We start from the raw sequence: 19,518 nt of genomic DNA, 5'->3' as shown, positions 1-19,518 counted from the left end.
TGTTGCAGAGGGCAGTTGGGCAGATACATTCAGCCGCGGTCGACGCGTTCCGGCGCAGGGTCTGACCCGGGGTTCGTGAAGTGCGGCCCCGCGCAAGGGCCAGTAACAGGGGAGTTAGGCATGGCTCAGGGCACCGTCAAGTGGTTCAACGCGGAGAAGGGCTACGGCTTCATCGCGGTCGACGGTGGTGCGGATGTTTTCGTCCACTACAGCGCGATCCAGATGGATGGCTACCGCAGCCTCGAAGAAGGACAGCGAGTCGAGTTCGAGATCTCGCAGGGCCAGAAGGGTCCGCAGGCGGACATGGTCAAGCTCGCCGTCTGAGCGCGGCGCGATCGGCCACCGACGCAACGCCGTCGAGGGGCCCGCATCCCCAAGGGGACGCGGGCCCCTCTCGCGTGTGCGGGGCGGGGCGGCTTCCGGGCCGGGCGCCCGCTCCTTCGGGGCTCCGTACGCCCGGGCCCCCGTCCGCCGGGTCCTCCGCGCCGCCTTCCGGAACCCCCGGCTCCCCGCCCGAAACCCGAGAGTCGCTTGCACTCTCATAGGGCGAGTGCTAATCATTGGCGTTAGCACTCGGAAGGTGAGAGTGCTACGAGGATCGGGCAGGCGAGGCCGTCGGCCGCGTGGGGCAAGGAACCGCGCGGAGCAACCGGAGGCCGTCCGTCGCGGGCGTCGGCGCGGTCCTGGAGCGTTATCCACCCCATGTCCGGGAGGACCACTTCACATGGCCAAGATCATCGCGTTCGACGAGGAGGCCCGGCGCGGTCTCGAGCGCGGCATGAACCAGCTCGCTGACGCCGTCAAGGTCACCCTCGGCCCCAAGGGCCGCAACGTCGTCCTCGAGAAGAAGTGGGGTGCCCCCACGATCACCAACGACGGTGTTTCCATCGCCAAGGAGATCGAGCTCGAGGACCCGTACGAGAAGATCGGCGCCGAGCTGGTCAAGGAAGTCGCCAAGAAGACGGACGACGTCGCCGGCGACGGTACGACCACCGCCACCGTCCTCGCCCAGGCGCTCGTCCGCGAGGGCCTCCGCAACGTCGCCGCCGGTGCCAACCCGATGGCCCTCAAGCGCGGCATCGAGAAGGCCGTCGAGGCCGTCTCCGGCGCCCTGCTCGAGCAGGCGAAGGATGTCGAGACCAAGGAGCAGATCGCCTCCACGGCCTCCATCTCCGCCGCCGACACCCAGATCGGCGAGCTCATCGCCGAGGCGATGGACAAGGTCGGCAAGGAAGGCGTCATCACCGTCGAGGAGTCCCAGACCTTCGGTCTGGAGCTGGAACTCACCGAGGGCATGCGCTTCGACAAGGGCTACATCTCGGCGTACTTCGCCACCGACATGGAGCGCATGGAGGCGTCGCTCGACGACCCCTACCTCCTGATCGTCAACTCCAAGATCTCCTCCGTGAAGGACCTGCTCCCGCTCCTGGAGAAGGTCATGCAGTCGGGCAAGCCGCTGCTGATCATCGCCGAGGACGTCGAGGGCGAGGCCCTGTCGACCCTGGTGGTCAACAAGATCCGCGGCACCTTCAAGTCCGTCGCGGTCAAGGCCCCGGGCTTCGGCGACCGCCGCAAGGCCATGCTGAACGACATCGCCATCCTCACCGGCGGCACGGTCATCTCCGAGGAGGTCGGCCTCAAGCTGGAGAACGCGGGCCTCGACCTGCTGGGCCGCGCCCGCAAGGTCGTCATCACCAAGGACGAGACCACCATCGTCGACGGTGCCGGTGACAGCGAGCAGGTCGCCGGTCGCGTGAACCAGATCCGCGCCGAGATCGAGAACAGCGACTCGGACTACGACCGCGAGAAGCTCCAGGAGCGCCTGGCGAAGCTCGCCGGTGGCGTCGCCGTCATCAAGGCCGGTGCCGCGACCGAGGTCGAGCTCAAGGAGCGCAAGCACCGCATCGAGGACGCCGTCCGCAACGCGAAGGCGGCCGTCGAGGAGGGCATCGTCGCCGGCGGTGGCGTGGCCCTGCTCCAGGCGTCGACCGTCTTCGAGAAGCTGGAGGCCGACCTCTCCGGTGACGAGGCCACCGGTGCCGCGATCGTGAAGCTGGCCCTGGAGGCCCCGCTGAAGCAGATCGCCGTCAACGCCGGCCTCGAGGGCGGCGTCGTGGCGGAGAAGGTCCGCAACCTGCCCGTCGGCCACGGCCTGAACGCCGCGACCAACGAGTACGTCGACCTCATCGCCGAGGGCATCATCGACCCGGCGAAGGTCACGCGCTCCGCGCTGCAGAACGCCGCGTCGATCGCCGCGCTGTTCCTCACCACCGAGGCCGTCATCGCCGACAAGCCGGAGAAGGCCGCCGCGCCGGCCGGCGGCGGCATGCCGGGCGGTGACATGGACTTCTGATCCCGAGGGATCGGCGGTTCGTCGCTGGACGCGACAGCCGAGGGCGGCACTCCCCGAGAGGGGGGTGCCGCCCTCGGCGCGTTTCCCGGAGGTCCCTTCCCGGATCGCGGAGCTGTTCCCGGGCCGGGGCCGTTTCCGGGCCGGGGAGCCGTTCCCGGGCCGGGGTCCGGGCCGGAGGAGCGCGTCGGCGAGCGGTTCCCCGGGCCCCGTACCGGCTGCCCTTCCGGTCCCGCCCACCGGCCTCCGGCGCTGCCCTTCCGGCTCTGTCCGCGCGCCCACGCCTCCGGTATCCAGAGGGAAGCCCCCGCCCCCCGGAATGAGGACCCGTGTCCAGCGAAGGAAAAGTCCGGCGCCCCGCCCCGGAGAACGACAGCCGCGTGCGGAACTCCGCATCCCCGACCAGGCAGACCGGCGGTGCCGGAACCCCGCAGTCGGTTCTCCTCGCCCTGCAGAGCGGTGCGGGCAACGCCGCCGTCGTCCAGATGCTCCGCCGGTCCGGGTACCCCGGAGCGCAGGACGACGCACAGGAACGGCACCGGCACGACACGGGCTGCGGCCACGGAACCCCGGTGCAGCGGATGCCGGACACCCCGGTACGGAAGACCTCGACGGAGTCCGAGGACGCGGATGTCCCCCCACGGCCGACGATGCCGGAATCCGATGAGCGAATGATCAAATTCTCCATGGAGAAGGCCGAGCTGAAGCGACGGATCTCGGGCATCCACCGGCTTGCCGCCGACCCCGTCTTCACCGAGGGCATCGAGAAGTTCCTCGAGAGCGTCGAGCAGGACCTCGCGGCCGAGGCCGGCAAGCCGCCTTCCGTGAACGCCGGGGCCATCGACGGCATCATGGAGGGACTGCACCGGAAAGGTGTGTACGGCAACAGGGTCCAGTACCACTGGTACAAGAGGAACCAGGAGAAAGAGGGGTTCGACGAGGCCCTGGAAACCTGTGCGACCGAGTCCGCGGACCACGGCCACGTCTGGTCCAAGGCGGGCTCGGCCCTCTCCGTCGAGGCCGCGAGCGTGGGGCGCAGCGTGGTGCTGGAGTCCTCGGTCCAGGGCCGGATCTTCGACGGCCTGACCTTCGGCCTCCCGACGTGGAGTTCGTCCCCGACCCTCGGCGAGCTCTGGAGGCAGCTGTCGAGTTCGTACGTGAAGTCCCTGACGGGCTGGGTCACGGCCAGCGTTCTGGACGGCACGACGGATTCGAGCGTGCTCAACCAGATCGAGTGGCCCCTCCTCAGGAAACGGATCGAAGCCGGAGAGGTGGACGGACTCAACGTCATCGTCTACCGGGCGAAACCCGACGCGGAGACCGGCAAGCACGATCTGACGCCGGTCGGCGACTTCCTGGTGCGGAGCCAGGACGAGTTCGACCTCGTGCCCAAGGCCCCCGGTGACAAGGCATGGTCCGACACGCAGAAGCAGGTCGACACCGAGCAGCGGAACGTGCTCTCCGAGGTGTACTTCCGCCAGGAACAGATCGCCGTGCTCGACGAGTACGTCACCGATCTGTTCCGCGAGCACGGCGAGAACCTCGTACTCAGGGAGTCCCGCACGCCGCCCAACACCCGGCGGAGCTCCGTCTCGTCACCACCGCCCCCGCAGACATGAGACCGGCCGGGCTCCGCCGATGCCGGCGGGGGGCGCGGTGGCGGCGGAGCGGCGCGGTCACGCGGGGGGCTCGTCCGGGTGCAGTGCCGCGCGCAGGCGGCCCCGGGAGTCCTTCAGCCGGCGGGCCGCCGTGGGGGCGTCGACGCCGGCGAGGATGATCAGGATCGCGTTCTTCACCTCTCCGTCGGCGGCGGCGAGGGCGGCCTCGATCTCCTCGTCCGGCGCGCCGGTGGCCAGGGCGACGATCCGCCGCGAGCGGGCCCGGAGCTTCTCGTTGGAGGCGCGGACGTCGACCATCAGGTTCCCGTAGGTCTTGCCGAGCCGGATCATCGTGATGGTCGAGATCATGTTGAGGACGAGCTTCTGGGCGGTGCCCGCCTTGAGCCGGGTGGAGCCGGTGAGCAGCTCGGGGCCGGTGACGACCTCGATGCCGTGCTCGGCGGCGGCGGCGAGCGCGCTGCCGGCGTTGCAGGACAGGCCGATGGTCAACGCGCCCTTCGCGCGGGCGTGTGCGACGGCGCCGACGGCGTACGGGGTGCGGCCGGAGGCGGAGACGCCGACCACGGTGTCGTCGGCGGTGAGGCCGAGGGCGTCCAGGTCGGCGGCGGCGAGTTCGCGCGAGTCCTCGGCGCCCTCGACGGCCTTGACCATGGCGGAGGGGCCGCCCGCGATGAGGCCGACGACCCGCGCGGGGTCGGTGTTGAAGGTGGGCGGGCACTCGCTGGCGTCGAGGACGCCGAGGCGTCCGGCGGTTCCGGCGCCCATGTAGACGAGCCGGCCGCCGCGGGCCATCCGCTCGGCGGTGGCGTCGATGGCGGCGGCGAGGGCGGGGAGCACCCGGGCGACGGCGGCGGGGACGCTCTGGTCCTCGCCGTTCATGGTGCGGGCGATGTCCAGGGTCGGGAGCTGGTCGATCTCCGCGAGCTCGGGCCGGAACGCCTCGGTGGTGAGGGTGGCGAGCTGGGCGCGGAGTTCGGCGTACGTGGAGGCGGAAGGGGACACGTGCGGCTCTTTCGGTACGGGGGGCGGCGTCGGGGCCGGGGCTGCACGGAGGCGGGCTCCCGGCGGGGGCGGGGCGTGGTTCAGCGGGCGCGGGGCGCGTGGCGGTGGGCCAGGGCCTCGTACGAGGCGGCCAGGGCCGGGGCGGCCGTTTCGTACGTCCGCTGGGTGACGCAGGTGAACAGGCAGTCCACGACCAGGAGTTGGCTGGTGCGGGAGGACATGGCCGCGGGGCGCAGTTCGCTCTCGCGGGCGGTGGAGGTGGTGAGGACGTGGTCGGCGTACTGCGTGACGGGGCCGTCCGGGCGGCCGGTGATCGCGACGGTGGTGGCGCCGTGGTCGAAGGCGACCCGGAGCGGTTCTATGACGTCGCCGGTCGAGCCGGAGTGGGTGATGGCGAGGGCGACGTCCCCGGAGCGGAGCTGCACGGCGTTGGTGACGGCGAGGTGCGGGTCGCTGTGGGCGTGGGCGATCAGGCCGATGCGGAGCAGTTTCTGGCCGAGGTCCTGGGCGACGAGACCGGAGGCTCCTATGCCGTAGATGTCGACGCGGCGGGCGGCGGCGAGGGCGGTGACGACGGCGCCGAGCTGGACGGTGTCGAGCCCGGCGGCGGTGTCGGCGAGGGTCTGCTGTTCGTCGTAGGCCAGTTTGGCGACGACGTCGGCGATCGGGTCGTCCACGGCTATGTCGGCGGTGACGGAGGGCGCGCGGCCGGACTGCTGCTGGGCGGCGAGTCCGGCGAGGGCGAGGCGCAGGTCGCGGTAGCCGGGATAGCCGAGGAGGCGGGCGGTGCGGACGACGGTCGCCTCGCTGGTGCCGGTGAGTTCGGCGAGGCCGGTGACCGTGAGGGCGGCGCACCCGGCGGGGTCCCCGGCGACGGCCTCGGCGACCCGCTGCATGGAGCGGGTCATGGACGGCGCGAGGGTCCGCACCTTGGCGGCGAGCGCGGCGGGGGCGGGGGGCGCCTCGCCGCTGAAACTTTCCTTCACGTCATTGATCACATCTGAAAGATACTTTCGGAAAGCGGGGGGCGACAAGCCCCCGCGGGCCCCCGGCCGGGAAGAGGACCCCGCCCTCGAAGGGGCCCTCGTCCTCCGGCCCCGCGCGGGGTGACAATGAGGGCATGGACGACATCGACCCCGTGGAGCAGGCGCTGCACACCGCTCGCGCGCTGGTACTGGCCGACCTGGCGGCCCGGCGGGTCGCCGCCGCCGAGATGGTGTCGATGGTGGAGGACGCGGTGACCCACCGGCGCTGGTGGGTCGAGCAGTGGCCGGAGGGGGTGGCGTACGTCGCGGGGCTCGTCGCCCAGGACGTGCAGGACGCCCTCCTCGAACGGCACGGCCGCTGGCCGATCTGCCCGGTCTGCTCCTCGGGCGACCCGCACGCCCTGGACGTGGAGCCGGAGCTGGGTCCGGACCCGCACTGGGTCTGCGGCAAGCAGGGCGTGGTGGTGGCGCCGGTGGGCGGTCTGACGTGACGGAGGTCCGCGGGTGACGCTGTACATCGATCCGCCCACCTGGCCGGGGCACGGCCGCATGTGGTCGCACCTGGTCAGCGACGTCTCCTTCGAGGAGCTGCACGCCTTCGCCGCGACGCTGGGCGCCCCGCCCCGCGCCTTCGAGCGGGACCACTACGACATCCCGTCCGACCGGTACGCGGCCGCCGTGGCCGGCGGCGCGGTCGAGGTCGGCTCGAAGGAGCTGCTGCGCCGCCTCACGGGAGCGGGCCTGCGGCGACCGAAGGGCCGCCCGGCGGGCTGACGGGACCGGGCGGCCCGGGGGCGTACGCGAACGGGTGCGCCCCGCCCTCAGCCGCGCAGGGAGGAGGACTCCCGGCCGTCCTTCCCGGAGGCGGCGGCCCCGCTCCCGGCCACGACGTGGCCCTCCCCCGGCGCGCGGCGGCTCAGCCGCAGCGCCAGCGCCGCCGCCCCGAGCCCCACCAGTGTCATCGCCGCGCCCGCCCAGGCCGTGGAGGCGTAGCCGAGGCCCGCGTCGATGACGGTGCCGCCGAGCCAGGGGCCGCCGGTGTTGCCGAGGTTGAAGGCCGCCGTGGTGGTGGCGCCCGCGAGGGTGGGGGCGGCGCCGGCGACGTTGAACATGCGGGCGTTGAGGGCCGGGGCGGTGAAGAAGGCCGAGACGCCCAGGAGGAAGGCCAGCAGGACCGTGGCGACCGGGCTGGAGGCGAAGAGGGCCAGGGCGGCCAGGAAGACGGTCGAGGCGGCGATGCCGCCGAGCAGCACCCCGAAGAGGTGCGCGTCCGCGATCCGGCCGCCGACCGCCGTGCCGACCAGGGCGCCGACGCCGAAGAGGCCGAGGACACCGGAGACCCAGGACTCGTCGAGGCCGGAGACGTCGGTGAGGAGCGGGGCGAGGTACGAGAAGGCGCAGAAGACGCCGCCCGCCGCCAGGGCCGTGACGACGACCGAGAGGAGGACCTGCCGGTCGCGGTAGATGGTCAGTTCCCGCTTGAGGCGCGGCCTCGTCTCCGGCAGGGGGAGGTGCGGGATGCGGGTCAGCACGCCGACGAGGGCGACGGCGGAGGCGAGGCCGACCGCCCAGAAGGCGGAGCGCCAGCCCAGGTGTTCGCCGAGGAAGGCCCCGGCGGGGACGCCGAGGACGTTGGCCACGGAGAGGCCGCCGATCATGACGGCCATGGCCCTGGCCCGCGCGCCGGTCGGCACCATCGCGATGGCGACGGCCGCGCCGACCGCCCAGAACCCGGCGCAGGCGAGCGCGCTCACCACCCGGGAGGCGAAGAGCACGGCGTAGTTCGGCGCCAGGGCGCCCGCCACCTGTCCCAGGCCGAAGACGGTGATCAGCGCGACCAGCGTGGTCTTGCGGGGGAGCCGCAGGGTCACCACGGCGAGCAGTGGGGCGCCGACGACCATGCCGATCGCGAAGGCCGATATCAGCAGCCCCGCGCGGGGGATGGAGACGCCCATGTCCTCCGCGAGGGGCGGCAGCAGCCCGGAGAGCATGAACTCGCTCGTCCCGAGCGCGAAGACGGAGAGGCCGAGGACGTGGACGGCCAGGGGCATCCGGACCGGAGCGGTCCGGGGGGCGGGAACGGAGGGCGGGCGCCCGGCTGGTGAAGACGGCATGACATGGGCCAACCCGTGGTTCGTTCCTGTCATTCCTTCCGGCCGGATCGTCTCGGGATGCGGAACGGCGTTTTTCGGCTGGAGTGGCCGCGTGGTTCCTTACGGCGGGTAACAAGGTGATCAACAAGCGGTTCGCTTTGTCCGGCGCCGGGCCGCGTGCCCCGTTGGCGAAGTTTATTTGATCTTCACGCGCGCCGCCTCGCGTGGCATCGTCGCGGGGAAAGCGGCAGCGCCGGTTCGTGGGGGGCGAGCACGCCGGCGGTCGCCGTCTCGAAGGGGTACGGCCCGGGCGGTGGGCGGTGCCTGTCATGTTCATGTCTTTGTGCTGCCGGACGATCGAGAGATTGCAAGGCGGACATGTCATTGTTCAGAGACGTCGGCAGACGCCGGCGTCGCATCCGCGCCACCCTCACCAGAGCCACCGGCACGACGGCGCTCGTCACCGCCGCGGCCGTGCTCGCGGGCGTGATCCAGGCCGCCCCGGCGATGGCCGAGCCGGAACCCGAGGTGGACGACGGCCTCTACCGCAACAGCGTCGGCGAACAGCCGCGGCTCGACCGCTGCATCGCCGGCGTGGCCCTCCACATCGGCGGCCCCGCCATGAAGGCCAAGGCCGTCGAGGGCCTCACCGGCACCGACGCCCAGCTCCGCGAGGTCGTCGGCCACATCGGATGGATCGGCTTCGGCCCCCTGGGGATGGCCGGCGACGCCGACAAGGAGGCGGGCAGCGCCTACTTCGACGCCAGTGCCCAGCGCACCCGGGAACTCGACGAGGCCAACAAGCCCTACGTCCAATCCGCCTGGAACAACGACGGCATGGAGTGGCACGCGCCCGTCTTCGGCACGGACGTGAACTACTTCACGGCGATCTCCCAGGTCCAGCTCGCCCACCCGCTCGGCTGGGACGGCCACAGCCAGGCCAGCCCGGAGGCCGTCGCCCGCGCCAGGGAGATCGAGCAGGAGAACCACGGCAAGGACGACTGGCACGACTTCACCGCCGACTGGATGCTGCGGGACAGCGAGGTCGCCGGCAACTCGGGCCTCTACTCACGGGGCACGACCTCCAGCGACATCGCCTCCTACCTGCGGCACGGCGGCTACCCGACCCAGGCACCGGCCAAGGACTCCGCCGAGTACCGGGTCGAGATCGAGAACCTCAAGCAGGCGTGGTCCGCCTGCGACAACCAGAACCCCTTCGACCCGCGGCGCGTGCTCAACGAGGCCGTGATGACCGCGATGGTGGAATGGGAGCTGGAGTACGCCGGACAGGCCGCCCAGCGCGCCACGATCATCCAGGCGGAGGCGGACGCCGCCGCGGCGACCCAGGCCGCCACCACCGACATGGTCGAGGCCATCCGGCAGGCATGGCTCGTCGAGCAGATCCTGACCTGGCGCAAGCACTGGCAGGACGTGCTCACCAACAACCCCGACACGATCTTCGAGAAGCCCGACCAGGCGTTCTACGACAAGGCCACGGCCGACCTGGCCGCCGCCCGTGCCAAGGTGGCCGAGCTGGTCGCCTCGGCCGGGGCCCAGGCCGCCAAGGCCGCCGGGGCGGCGCAGAAGGCCGCGACCGCGCAGCAGGAGGCGTGGGCCGTCGCCGACACCCTCCACGTGCCGCGCGGCCGTGGACTGACGTACGCGCAGCAGTCGGTCCAGGTCGCCCGCGCCTCCGCCGCCGCCGCGGCCGCCGCCGCGAAGGCGACCGGGACCGCGAAGGCCGCCACCGACGCGTCGGTCGAGAACGCGGACGCCCTGCTCGCCAAGGCACAGACGGACTCGCACACCCTCAACACCGAGTTCCGCCGCGTCGCCGCCGAGGAGGCCGCCACCCAGGCGAAGGCCGCCGCCGACAGCGCCGAGGCCAACGCCAGGGCCGCCGCCGACGACGCGAAGACGGCGAAGGACGCCCGTACGACGGCCGAGCAGAAGCGCGACAAGGCCAAGGCCGCCGCCGCCACGGCCGCCTCCGAACGCGCCAAGGCGCAGACGGAGAAGGCCACCGCCGTCGCCGCCCGGGCCAAGGCCGCCACCGAGCGGACCAAGGCGCAGGAGGCCGAGGAACGGTCCGCGACCCAGCAGACCGCGGCCAAGAGCGCCGACACGGCCGCCGGGACCGCGACCGCCGACGCCACCGCCAAGCGCAAGGTCGCCGACGAGAAGGCCAAGGCCGCGCAGACCGCGCGCGAGAGGGCCGTCGCCGCCCTCCGGGCGAAGCAGGCCACCGCCGCCCGCGCCGCCGCCCTCGACGCCGCGGCCCGCGCCGCCGAAGGCACCGGCGCCGCCGCGGAGACCCGGGAGGCGGCCACCGCCGCCCGTACCGCCGCGAACCAGGCCGTCCAGGCCGCGACCGCCGCCCAGGCGGCGGCGGACCAGGCCACGGCCGCCGCCGTCACCGCGCGGTCCGCCGCGACCACGGCCGAGGGCGCCGCCGAGCGCGCCGACGCCCACGCGAGCAACGCGTGGGCGGCGTACCACTCGTCCCTCGGCGCGGCCTCCGCCGCGCACGCCGCCGCGGCCGTCGCCCTGGACGCGTCGCAGGACGCCGCGCTCCGCGCGGACAACGCCGCCACGGCGTCCGAGAACGCCACCGCGCTGGCCAAGAAGGCAGAGCAGGAGGCGGTGGCCGCCGGGTCGAGCGCGGCCGAGGCCGTGAAGACGGCCGCGACCTCGGTCGGCCGTGCCTACGCGGCCGGTCAGGCGGCGCTCGCCGCCCGCGACGCCGCGAAGCAGACGATCGCCGCATCCGGCGAGGCCGTCGCGGCGGGCAGCCCGTACCGGGAGACGGACAGTTCGGCCGCGTTCGCCGTCCTGGTCGGCCAGTCGACGAAGACCCTCGCCGAACAGCAGGCGGCGGCGGCCGAGGCCAAGGCCGTCGAGGCCGCCGCCGCCGCCGAGTCCGCCCAGCAGGCCGCCGCACAGGCGACCGGCAACGCGAAGCTCGCCGCCGAGGCCGCCGCCCGCGCCGCGAGCGATTCGGCGCGCGCCGTCGAGGCCGTGACCCGCGCCCAGGCGTCCGCCGCCGAAGCGGCCGGGGACGAGAAGGGCGCGAAGGCCGCCTCCGACGCCGCCGCCGGTCACTCCCGGCAGGCCGGTGAGGACGCCGTCGGCGCCCGTCTCGTCGCGAACGAGACGAGCGGCGTGGCCGCCGAGGCCGACCGCGAGGCGACCGCCGCCGAGCGGCACGCCGCCGAGGCGAACGAGAAGGCCGGCCGGGCCTCCGACACCGCCAGGGGAGCCCAGGACAAGGCCACCCAGGCGGAGAAGGACGCCAAGGCGGCCGAGGACAGGGCCTCCGACGCCAACGGCGACAGCACCGCCGCCGAAGAAGCCGCCAAGAAGGCCGAGCAGGAACAGCGGGAGAAGAACGAGGCCGCGCACAAGGAGGCGCTGGCCGAGGGCGTCACGCCCATCGAGGGCGGCGCGAACAACTGGCCCGTCCTGGGGCAGCGCGAGGAGAAGATCCTCCTCGACGAGTGCGGCCAGACCTGTGTGGACGACTACCGCGAGGGCCTCGCGGCCGTCTCGGTCGACATCGTGAAGTGGGCCACCGACAACGGCGGCCGGATCCTCTTCGAGCAGCTCGACGCGGCGAAGGTCAAGCAGTGCCTGGCCGGCTACGACGTCGAGGACTGCCTCTGGGACCTGGTCGACATCACCTCCTCCGCCGTGATCGTGGGCCGCATGCCCGCGCTCGCGGCGGCGATCGAGAAGGTCTCGGACGGCGTCCGGCAGATCTTCGTCGACGCCGACAACGCCCTGCGCCGGCTCCACGAGCTGACGGCCGTCCTCAAGAAGGTCCGCTCCACCCCGCGCCTCAACAGGTGCCTCGCCGGAGTCGCCCTGCACGCGGGCGGCGCCCGGATGAAGGCCAAGGCCATCGAGGGCCTGACCGGCACCGACGAACGGCTCGCCGCTGTCATCGGGGACGTCGGCTGGATCGGGTTCATGCCCCTGGGGCAGGCCCGTGACCAGGACCTGGAGGCGGGCCACGCCTTCGCGGACGCCATGGCGGCCCGTGAAGCGATCCTGGAGGACGCCAACCGCCCGTACGCGATGAGCTCGTTCGACGACGGGATCACGCTGCACGCGCCGAAGTTCGGCGCTGACATCCTCGGGTTCACCCTGGCCTCCCAGGCCGGTCTGACCAACCGCCTCGGCTGGGACGACCACACCAACCCCAGCGCCGAGGCGGTGACGAAGGCCCGCGAACTCACCGAGCAGAACCGCGGCAAGGACGACTGGCACGACTTCGCGGCCGACTTCATGCTGCGGTACGCCAACGTCGACAACACCCGGTTCTCCGGGGGCACCACCTCCGCCGACATCGCCTCGTACCTGAGGCACGGCGGCTTCCTCGGCAAGAAGGTCCCCGAGGGCACCGCCGAGTTCCGCATCGAGGTCGAGAACCTCAAGCAGCAGTGGGCCGAGTGCAACCACCAGGACCCGGTGGACCCGCGCAACTCCCTCAGCGAGGCGGTCTCGCAGGCGTCGGCCGAGTGGGAGGCGGAGTACGCCGGCCAGGCGGCCCCCCGCGCGGTCATCGTGCAGGCGGAGACCGACGCCGCCGCCGCGACCCGGGCCGCCGCCGACAACATGGTCGAGGCCATCGGCCAGGCGTGGTTCGCCGACCAGATCCTGCGCTGGCAGAAGTACTGGCACGACCAGCTCAAGAGCGACCCGGACAGCCTCTTCAAGCCCAAGCAGGCACTGTTCGACAAGGCGAACGCCGACCTGGCGAAGGCCCGGGGCCGGATCCAGGCGCTCGTCACCACCTCCAAGCAGCAGGCCACCGCCGCCAACGCCGCCGCGGAGCGCGCGGTGACCGCCCAGCAGCAGGCGTGGACGATCGCCGACGCCGCCGAGGTGCCGCGCGGTCGCGGTCTGATGTACGCCCAGCAGTCGGTGCAGGTGGCCCGTGCCTCCGGTGCCGCTGCCACGGCCGCCGCGAAGGCGACGGAGACGGCGTTCAACGCGGCGAAGGCCACCGTCGCGACGTCCCAGACGCTGTACGCGCTGGCCCAGACCCAGTCGCACGCGGTCAAGACCGAATTCCACCGCATCGCCGCGCAGGAGGCCGCCGCCCAGGCGAAGGCCGCCGCCGACAGCGCCGACAAGCAGGCGGCCGAGGCCGAGGCGAACCTGAAGATCGCCCAGGAGGCGCGGGCCACCGCCGAGAAGGAGGAGCAGGAGGCCAAGCAGGCCGCCGCCACCGCCCAGCAGCAGCGCGCCGTCGCCGAGCTGGAGCGCGCCAACGCCGCCGCCGCACGCGCGACGGCGGAGAAGGAGCGGGGCAAGGCGGGCGCGGCCGAGCAGCGGGCGCAGGACGAGCGCACCCGGGCCGGCAGCGCGCTGAACGACGCCACGGCGGCGGGCGGCACGGCGGCCTCGAAGCGCGCGGCCGCGGAACGGGCCGAGGCGGAAGCGGCCGACGCGCGGGAGCGCGCCGCCGAGGCCGAGAAGAACAAGCAGGCCACCGCGTCCCGCGCCGCCGCTCTCGAATCGGCCGCCGCGGCGGCCGAGGGCACCACGGCGGCCGGGGAGACCCGTGCCGCGGCGACCGAAGCGCGTACGGCCGCGAACACGGCGGCGTCCGCGGCGTCGGCGGCCCGTACGGCGGCGGACCAGGCGTCCCAGGCGGCTGTCAACGCGCGAGCGGCGGCCACCCAGGCGAAGGTCGCGGCGGCCAACTCCCAGAAGGCCGCCGACAACGCGTGGTCGGCCTACTACACGGCCCAGGGATCGGCGGCGGCGGCCCATTCGGCGGCGGCCGACGCGATCGACGCCTCCGAGGCGGCGGCGCTGAACGCCAAGCAGGCCGAGGCCGACTCCAAGAAGGCGTCCGCGGCCGCGGCCGTCGCGAAGAAGGAGGCCGCGGCCGCGCACGGCGAGGCGGTCAAGACCGCTCAGTGGGCGGCCAGGACGGCCGGTTACGCGTACGCCGTGGCCAACGCGGCGAGCGCGGCGCGGGACACCGCGACCCAGGCCGCCCGGCCGGCGAAGGAAGCCATCGCCATCGGCACTCCGTACCAGGAGACCGACGCGTCGGCCGCCTTCGCGGTGCTGACCGGCCAGCAGGCGCTGACCCTCTCGGAGCAGCAGGCCGCGGCCGCCGAGGCCAAGGCCGCGCAGGCGGCGAAGTACTCGGCCGAGGCGCAGCGCCTGGCCGCCCAGGCGGCGGCCGACGACAAGCTGGCCGCCGAGGCGGCAGCGGCGGCGGCCAAGGACGCCGAACGCGCGGCCAAGGCGGCCAAGCGGGCCCAGATCGCGGCCGCCGAGGCGGAGAAGGCGGCCAAGGCCGCCCAGGCGGCGGCCAAGCGGGCCGACGGCTATGCCATGCAGGCGGGCGAGGACGCGGTCCACGCGACGTTCGCGGCCAACGAGGCGTCCGTCGACGCCGCGGCGGCCGACAACGAGGCCACCGCGGCGGAGAAGGACGCGGCGAGTGCCCGTACCGCGGCCGACGACGCCCGGTCGGACGCCAACGCCGCCGGCCGCATCGCGACGGTCGCGGAGAACGACGCCACCCGCGCGGAGACCGCGGCGGCCAACGCCCAGGAGTCCGCCACCCAGGCGGACGCCGCCGCCGACCGGGCCGAGAAGGAGGAGCGCCAGCGCCTGGAGGAGGAGCGCAGGCGGGCGATGGAGACGGGCGACAAGGGCGTCCTCTTCGACCCCGGTGTCCCCCTGACCGCCGAGGAGCAGGCCATCCTCCTGGAGGCGTGCGGCCAGCGGTGCGTCGACGACTACAAGGCCGCGTTCGCGGCGGTGTCGCAGACCGTCGTCGACTGGATCAAGGCCAACGGCGCCGACGTCCTCCTCGAACTCATCGGTGTCAACGACCTGAAGCGCTGCTTCGGCGAGGGCGACGTCGAGAGCTGCCTGTGGACGCTGGTCAACATCGCAAGCCTGGTCGTCGTCGTGGGCAAGCTGCCCGCGGTGACCAAGGCGATCGCCACGGTCACCGGCGGCGTCGCGAGGTTCTTCGAGCGGGCCGAGTGGGGCAAGAAGACGATCGACCGCCTCCGCCAGGTGATCAAGAACTACAAGAAGGAGCCGGGCGAGAAGCCCACCCGGACACCGGACTGCCTCGCCGTTCCGGGCGTCAAGCCCCGGGCGGCCGGTTTCTCCGCGACCGGTTTCTCCACGGTGGATTCCTCCGCGACCGGGCTCTCCGGAAGCGGCTTCTCGCCGATGGGCTTCGCGGCCGCGGCGTCGGGCGACAAGCCCGTCGACTGCGACGACATCGAGGTCCTCGACGGCTACAAGGGGCGCAAGCGCCTCGGTTCCGACGGCCGGTACCACCTGAAGGAGGGTGACACGGAGATCCAGATCGACGACCCGCAGAACCTCGCGGACACGATCACGGACATCGATCTCGTGCGGGGCGGCGTCCTGTGGGAGAACAAGACCGTGACCGCCCGGAGGCTCACGCAGGAACAGCTCCAGAAGTGGGTCGACAAGCACGTCGGAAAGAAGATCGCCGGTTACAAGCGTGCTCGTCCCATTCTCTCGGGATACGAGGACGCGCCCATCGGAATCCGTTTCGAGGACCCCGCGATCCTGGAGATCAATCCGGGCCTGAAGGACCTGGTGGTGCAGCGCATGAAGGAACTCAAGGCCATTCATCCGGACGTCGACATCCGTCTAGACTGGCCGTCATGAGCTACACCTTCGACGTCGGTGACGACACTCTCTGGGGCCCGGCGAACTCCGTGGCGCGCATCTTCCTGGGAACGGTGAGGACGCTCGCGGAGGAATACCGGATTCCGTCCGGGGTCGGTGACGACCTCATGGGGATGGTGGAGATCGACCCCGTGGAGTTCGCCGCCTTCGTCCGACTGGTCCTGACGGAGCGGGCGAGCAGTCTGCACCCGTACAAGGACATGCTGCTGGACGGGGTCCTGCCGATCCTGATCGCCCTGGCCGACCGCGGTCGCATGGGCGTGACGGGCCGGACGCCGGAGGAGGAGGCGTACCTGGCGGAGGTGCGGGCACGGAAGCTGCCCATGCTCGCTCCGGCGGAGTAGCCGAACCGCACGACGACGCCCGGCCGGGAGTTTCCCGGCCGGGCGTTTCGTGTACGCGGTGCGTGGGGCGGGCGCTCAGCCCAGCCGTTCCACCTGCTCCTTGACGACCGTCTCCGGGATCGCGCTGTTCTGCGGGGTCAGCATGTTGACGCCGTAGAAGACCGCGACCACGCCGTTCTCGCGGACCACCGTGTACGTCATGGTGACCTTCTGCTTCGCGACGACGTTGGTGAGGCGGTAGCCGAGGGACTCGTCGCCCAGGGCGGGGGCCTTCACCGGCTGGACGTCGGTGTAGGACAGGCCGAGGGTCTTGAAGCCGGCGGGGCACTCCTTGAGGGAGGTCCGCAGCTCGGACAGGACCTTCTTGGCGTTCGTCTCCGAGTGGGAGGCGAGCCACATCGAGCCGACGGTGGCGTTCTTCGCCTCGGTGGGTTCGAGGGCGCGGTGCTCGACGCTCACCGCGGGGATGTGGGTGAAGCCGCCGGCCAGGCTCGCCAGCGGCTGGCACTCGGCCTTGTCGGCCTTCATGTCGCGTCCGGCCTCGACGTCCGCCTTGGCGACCTTCTTCGCCTCGAAACCGTTCTTCTTCCCCGCGAGCGTGGCCTTTTCGAGGTCCTTCGGGGCCATGGCGCCGATGCGCTCGGCCTCGGCCGCCGCCTTCGCGTCGGCCGCGCCCGTCCCGCCCGCCGTACTCGACGCGCTCGCCTTCGGATTCTTTTCGCCGGAATCGGCCGGTTCGCCGCTGCACGCGGATGCCGCGAGAAGGGCCGGGAATACGGCGGCGATCGGGAGGGCCCTGCGCAGTTTCATGTTCTTTTCCTGGCGTCTCTCGCTGGCGAAGAATGAGTGCGATGATCTTACCGGCGGCGGAGAGGGCTCCTCATTACGTTTTGACGACGGCTCGACCGTCACGAGCCGGGGTGGGGCTCATTTCTTTCCGGACATGTCCGTCAGCTCCTCCGGGTCCGCGAGTTCCCCGATTTCTCTGGTCCGCCGAGTTCGCCGAGTTTCCCGAGTTTCCCGAGTTCCCGCTCCACGTTCTCCCGCGCCTTCTCCTCCCACACCGCCGCCCCGTACGGCGTCCGGAAGAGCCGGGGGAGGCCGAGGAGGTGGCGGAGGACGGCGGCGCGGCCCTCGCGGAAGGCGTCGTCGGGGACGAAGCCGTACTCCTCGCGGACCGCCGCCGCGTACGCGTCGTACGCGACGGGGTCACCCGCCAGGACCGCGAGGTCCGCGTCGCACAGGGTCTCGCCGTTCAGGTCCCCCTCGACCGGGTCGTGGGAGGCCGTCAGGCGCACCAGGCGGGCGACCTCGGTCACCTCGCGCGGGGTCAGGCCCGCCTCGGTGAGGGCCTTCCCGGCCAGGGCCGCCGAGCGTTCCTCGTTCTCGGAGCGGTCGGGCCGGTAGACGGCGTCGTGGAACCACGCGGCCAGCCGGACCAGTTCCAGCTCCCCGCCCTCGCCGCCCTGGTCGGCCAGTTCGTCGACGCGGTCGAGGACCGACCGGAGGTGGTCGACCGTGTGGTAGCGACGCTGCGGCTCGGCCCAGCGGGCCAGCAGGTTCCTGCCGTACGGGGCGGGGTCGGGCCCCTCGCGGCCGGCGCGGGCGGCGAGCAGGGTGGCGTTCCAGCGGTGGAGCAGCGCGTGCTCTTCCTCGGCGGTCATGGGGGCATTCTGCCCACCGGGACCGGCGTACCGCCGAAGGACCCGCTCTCCCCCGTTCCGGAGACCGCCCCGGAGGCCGCCCCCCCCGGGGGGCGTGACGGAGGGTCGCCCGGTGCTGCCGCCGCTTGTCAGGGTGGCCCTGACGTCCGTACGCTGCCCGTCAGGAACGGCCTGACAGTCGGGCCGTGGTCGGAGGAGGAGGCGTCATGCCCGGGGAAGCGCCCGAACGCGGCTACCGGATCTGCTCGTTCTGCGCCAAGCCCGAGGCGGAGGTGGACAAGCTGGTCGCCGGGCCGGGGGTGAACATCTGCGACGAGTGCGTGGACCTGGCCGCCTCGATCGTGGCCGAGTACCGTCCGGACCCGGCCGGGCCGAGGATGCCGACGTGGGGCGGTCTCACCGACGCGGAGATGCTGGAACGGCTGCCCCGGGCCGCGGCCGTGGCCGACCAGGTCGAGGCCGATGTGCGCCTGTGGGTCGTGGAGTTGCGGCGGCGCGGCGTGACGTGGGCCAGGATCGGCGAGGCGCTCGGCATCACCCGCCAGTCGGCCTGGGAACGGTTCTCCGGGGAGGCGTGACCCCCGGGGCGACCGTGCGGGACGGGACCGGCGGTGCGGGGGAGCGGGGCGGGAGGAGCGGGGCGGGACCGGCGGGGCGGGGGAGCGGTGCGGGGACGCCGGTCCGGGCGGCCGTCGTGCCGGTCCGCCCCGGTGACGGCTCGTCATCCGCCCCGAAAACCCTTTGCGGCGCGCGGACCCGAAGCACCAGGCTTCCCGTCCATGACCCTCCCTCCCCCCTCCTCCGCCGTCGCGGACCTGTTCACCGCCGGCGGACGCCTCAAGGCGGTCCCGCGCCGGGCCGCGCGCCGTGAGGCGCTGCTCGCGCACCTCGCCGCCACCCTCTTCGAGCCCGGCCGCGACTATGCCGAGCCCGAGGTCAACGAAGCCCTGCGGACCGTGCACGAGGACTTCCCGGCCCTGCGCCGGTACCTCGTGACCGGCGGTTTCCTCACCCGGACGAAGGACGGGTCCGCCTACCGCCGACAGCAGCGGACCGGCTCCCCCGGAGGCACGATCACCGCCGTCGCGTGACGACGGGCGCGGTGGTGGCCGGCCTCCTAGCCGGCTACGGCATCGCGGTCCCGGTCGGCGCCGTCGGCGCCCACCTGGTGGCGGTCGCGGCCCGTTCCCCGTGGCGTACGGGAGCGGGCGCGGCGCTCGGCGTCGCCACCGCCGACGGGCTGTACGCGCTGCTCGCCGTCCTCGGCGGCACCGCCCTCGTCCCCCTCCTCGCCCCGGTCGCCACGCTCCTGCGCCCGGTCTCGGCGCTGGTCCTCGTGGCCCTGGCGGCGCACTCCTCGTGGCGGGCCGTCCGCGCGTACCGCACGGGTACGGGTCCGGACGCGGCCACGGGGACGGGCGCGGCCGCGGGGACGGGCCGACCGTCCGCTCCCCGGCGCGCGCTCCCCGCCTACGCGGCCTTCCTGGGGATCACCCTCCTCAACCCCCTGACCGTGCTCTACTTCACCGCCCTCGTCCTCGGCGGGAGCCCGGCGACGGGGCCGGCCGGGGCGGCGGTCTTCGTCCTCGCGGCCTTCGCCGCCTCCGCGAGCTGGCAGCTCCTCCTGTCCACCGCGGGCACCCTCCTCGGCCGCGCCGTCACGGGTCCCCGGGGCCGCCTGGCGACGGCCCTCTCGTCGAGCGCGCTGATCACGGTCCTGGCGGTGGGCATGGTGAGCTGAGCCGGTACGGGG

14 protein-coding genes and 1 pseudogene are annotated in these 19,518 nt (G+C 73.0%); 10 read left to right on the top strand and 5 right to left on the bottom strand.

Translation table 11 applies throughout. From position 1 onward, the window contains the following. Positions 1-120: 120 nt before the first annotated feature. The 3 genes from ACZ6AQ_RS05325 to ACZ6AQ_RS05315 all read left to right on the top strand — a co-directional run bounded on the left by ACZ6AQ_RS05325 (position 121) and on the right by ACZ6AQ_RS05315 (position 3,969). The gene (locus ACZ6AQ_RS05325; protein ID WP_015035246.1) at positions 121-324 is read left to right on the top strand and encodes a cold-shock protein; all 204 of its coding nucleotides are present in this window, start codon (positions 121-123) and stop codon (positions 322-324) included. 400 nt (positions 325-724) lie between these two features. Further along, positions 725-2,353 carry a chaperonin GroEL gene (groL, locus tag ACZ6AQ_RS05320; protein WP_062753193.1) on the top strand — a complete coding sequence of 543 codons (1,629 nt, stop codon included), beginning with the start codon at positions 725-727 and terminating at the stop codon, positions 2,351-2,353. Between the two features lie 668 nt (positions 2,354-3,021). Next, positions 3,022-3,969 carry a hypothetical protein gene (locus ACZ6AQ_RS05315; protein ID WP_468757662.1) on the top strand — a complete coding sequence of 316 codons (948 nt, stop codon included), beginning with the start codon at positions 3,022-3,024 and terminating at the stop codon, positions 3,967-3,969. Positions 3,970-4,026: 57 nt separating this feature from the next. Here the strand turns inward: ACZ6AQ_RS05315 and murQ are convergent, their stop codons facing one another. Together murQ and ACZ6AQ_RS05305 are read right to left on the bottom strand one after the other, a co-directional pair. Continuing rightward, positions 4,027-4,971: an N-acetylmuramic acid 6-phosphate etherase gene (gene murQ, locus ACZ6AQ_RS05310; protein WP_468757660.1), complete on the bottom strand. Its 945-nt coding sequence runs from the start codon at positions 4,969-4,971 to the stop codon at positions 4,027-4,029. An 80-nt stretch (positions 4,972-5,051) separates the two neighbouring features. After that, a complete protein-coding gene (locus ACZ6AQ_RS05305; protein WP_388688573.1) occupies positions 5,052-5,969 on the bottom strand; it encodes a MurR/RpiR family transcriptional regulator in 918 nt (305 codons plus the stop codon). 122 nt (positions 5,970-6,091) lie between these two features. On the opposite strand from ACZ6AQ_RS05305, the gene ACZ6AQ_RS05300 reads away from it, so the two are divergent. Both ACZ6AQ_RS05300 and ACZ6AQ_RS05295 read left to right on the top strand, forming a co-directional pair. After that, positions 6,092-6,448: a hypothetical protein gene (locus tag ACZ6AQ_RS05300; protein ID WP_468757658.1), complete on the top strand. Its 357-nt coding sequence runs from the start codon at positions 6,092-6,094 to the stop codon at positions 6,446-6,448. A 13-nt stretch (positions 6,449-6,461) separates the two neighbouring features. Further along, complete coding sequence (locus ACZ6AQ_RS05295; protein ID WP_468757656.1) at positions 6,462-6,731, top strand: DUF4031 domain-containing protein; 270 nt, start codon at positions 6,462-6,464, stop codon at positions 6,729-6,731. Positions 6,732-6,778: 47 nt separating this feature from the next. On the opposite strand, the gene ACZ6AQ_RS05290 is transcribed toward ACZ6AQ_RS05295, so the two are convergent. Beyond that, entirely contained in the window at positions 6,779-8,008 is a 1,230-nt protein-coding gene (locus ACZ6AQ_RS05290) for a Cmx/CmrA family chloramphenicol efflux MFS transporter (RefSeq protein WP_468757654.1), read from the bottom strand. Between the two features lie 420 nt (positions 8,009-8,428). On the opposite strand from ACZ6AQ_RS05290, the gene ACZ6AQ_RS05285 reads away from it, so the two are divergent. Beyond that, complete coding sequence (locus ACZ6AQ_RS05285) at positions 8,429-15,736, top strand: polymorphic toxin type 27 domain-containing protein (RefSeq protein ID WP_468757652.1); 7,308 nt, start codon at positions 8,429-8,431, stop codon at positions 15,734-15,736. Then, positions 15,733-16,101: a DUF6086 family protein gene (locus ACZ6AQ_RS05280; RefSeq protein WP_468757650.1), complete on the top strand. Its 369-nt coding sequence runs from the start codon at positions 15,733-15,735 to the stop codon at positions 16,099-16,101. Before ACZ6AQ_RS05285 ends, ACZ6AQ_RS05280 begins: the two co-directional genes overlap by 4 nt. A 75-nt stretch (positions 16,102-16,176) precedes the next feature. On the opposite strand, the gene ACZ6AQ_RS05275 is transcribed toward ACZ6AQ_RS05280, so the two are convergent. Both ACZ6AQ_RS05275 and ACZ6AQ_RS05270 read right to left on the bottom strand, forming a co-directional pair. Continuing rightward, on the bottom strand, positions 16,177-16,911 hold the full coding sequence (locus tag ACZ6AQ_RS05275; protein WP_468757648.1) for a hypothetical protein: 735 nt from the start codon (positions 16,909-16,911) through the stop codon (positions 16,177-16,179). A gap of 140 nt (positions 16,912-17,051) precedes the next feature. Next, a complete protein-coding gene (locus ACZ6AQ_RS05270; RefSeq protein ID WP_468757646.1) occupies positions 17,052-17,765 on the bottom strand; it encodes an HD domain-containing protein in 714 nt (237 codons plus the stop codon). 206 nt (positions 17,766-17,971) lie between these two features. Here ACZ6AQ_RS05270 and ACZ6AQ_RS05265 point away from each other — a divergent pair. The 3 genes and pseudogenes from ACZ6AQ_RS05265 to ACZ6AQ_RS05255 form a co-directional block, all read left to right on the top strand. Beyond that, a pseudogene (locus ACZ6AQ_RS05265) lies at positions 17,972-18,115 on the top strand (ClpX C4-type zinc finger protein); the annotation flags it as partial. Positions 18,116-18,544: 429 nt separating this feature from the next. Then, positions 18,545-18,856 (top strand): DUF2087 domain-containing protein, encoded by a 312-nt coding sequence (locus ACZ6AQ_RS05260; protein ID WP_468757644.1) that lies wholly within the window; start codon positions 18,545-18,547, stop codon positions 18,854-18,856. Further along, entirely contained in the window at positions 18,853-19,506 is a 654-nt protein-coding gene (locus tag ACZ6AQ_RS05255; RefSeq protein WP_468757642.1) for a LysE family transporter, read from the top strand. The genes ACZ6AQ_RS05260 and ACZ6AQ_RS05255 overlap by 4 nt, the downstream gene beginning before the upstream one ends. Positions 19,507-19,518 lie beyond the last annotated feature (12 nt).

This window comes from Streptomyces sp. NPDC041191, from assembly GCF_055591945.1.
Note: the sequence above shows the minus strand (reverse complement) of the source record. Positions and strands in the feature narration are given on the sequence as shown.

Coding starts and splice junctions, on each gene's coding strand:
- ACZ6AQ_RS05300 (WP_468757658.1), top strand. CDS start 6,092: ATGGACGACATCGACCCCGTGGAGCAGGCGCTGCACACCGCTCGCGCG.
- ACZ6AQ_RS05325 (WP_015035246.1), top strand. CDS start 121: ATGGCTCAGGGCACCGTCAAGTGGTTCAACGCGGAGAAGGGCTACGGC.
- ACZ6AQ_RS05270 (WP_468757646.1), bottom strand. CDS start 17,765: ATGACCGCCGAGGAAGAGCACGCGCTGCTCCACCGCTGGAACGCCACC.
- ACZ6AQ_RS05290 (WP_468757654.1), bottom strand. CDS start 8,008: ATGCCCCTGGCCGTCCACGTCCTCGGCCTCTCCGTCTTCGCGCTCGGG.
- ACZ6AQ_RS05260 (WP_468757644.1), top strand. CDS start 18,545: ATGACCCTCCCTCCCCCCTCCTCCGCCGTCGCGGACCTGTTCACCGCC.
- ACZ6AQ_RS05275 (WP_468757648.1), bottom strand. CDS start 16,911: ATGAAACTGCGCAGGGCCCTCCCGATCGCCGCCGTATTCCCGGCCCTT.
- groL (WP_062753193.1), top strand. CDS start 725: ATGGCCAAGATCATCGCGTTCGACGAGGAGGCCCGGCGCGGTCTCGAG.
- ACZ6AQ_RS05285 (WP_468757652.1), top strand. CDS start 8,429: ATGTCATTGTTCAGAGACGTCGGCAGACGCCGGCGTCGCATCCGCGCC.
- ACZ6AQ_RS05315 (WP_468757662.1), top strand. CDS start 3,022: ATGATCAAATTCTCCATGGAGAAGGCCGAGCTGAAGCGACGGATCTCG.
- ACZ6AQ_RS05280 (WP_468757650.1), top strand. CDS start 15,733: ATGAGCTACACCTTCGACGTCGGTGACGACACTCTCTGGGGCCCGGCG.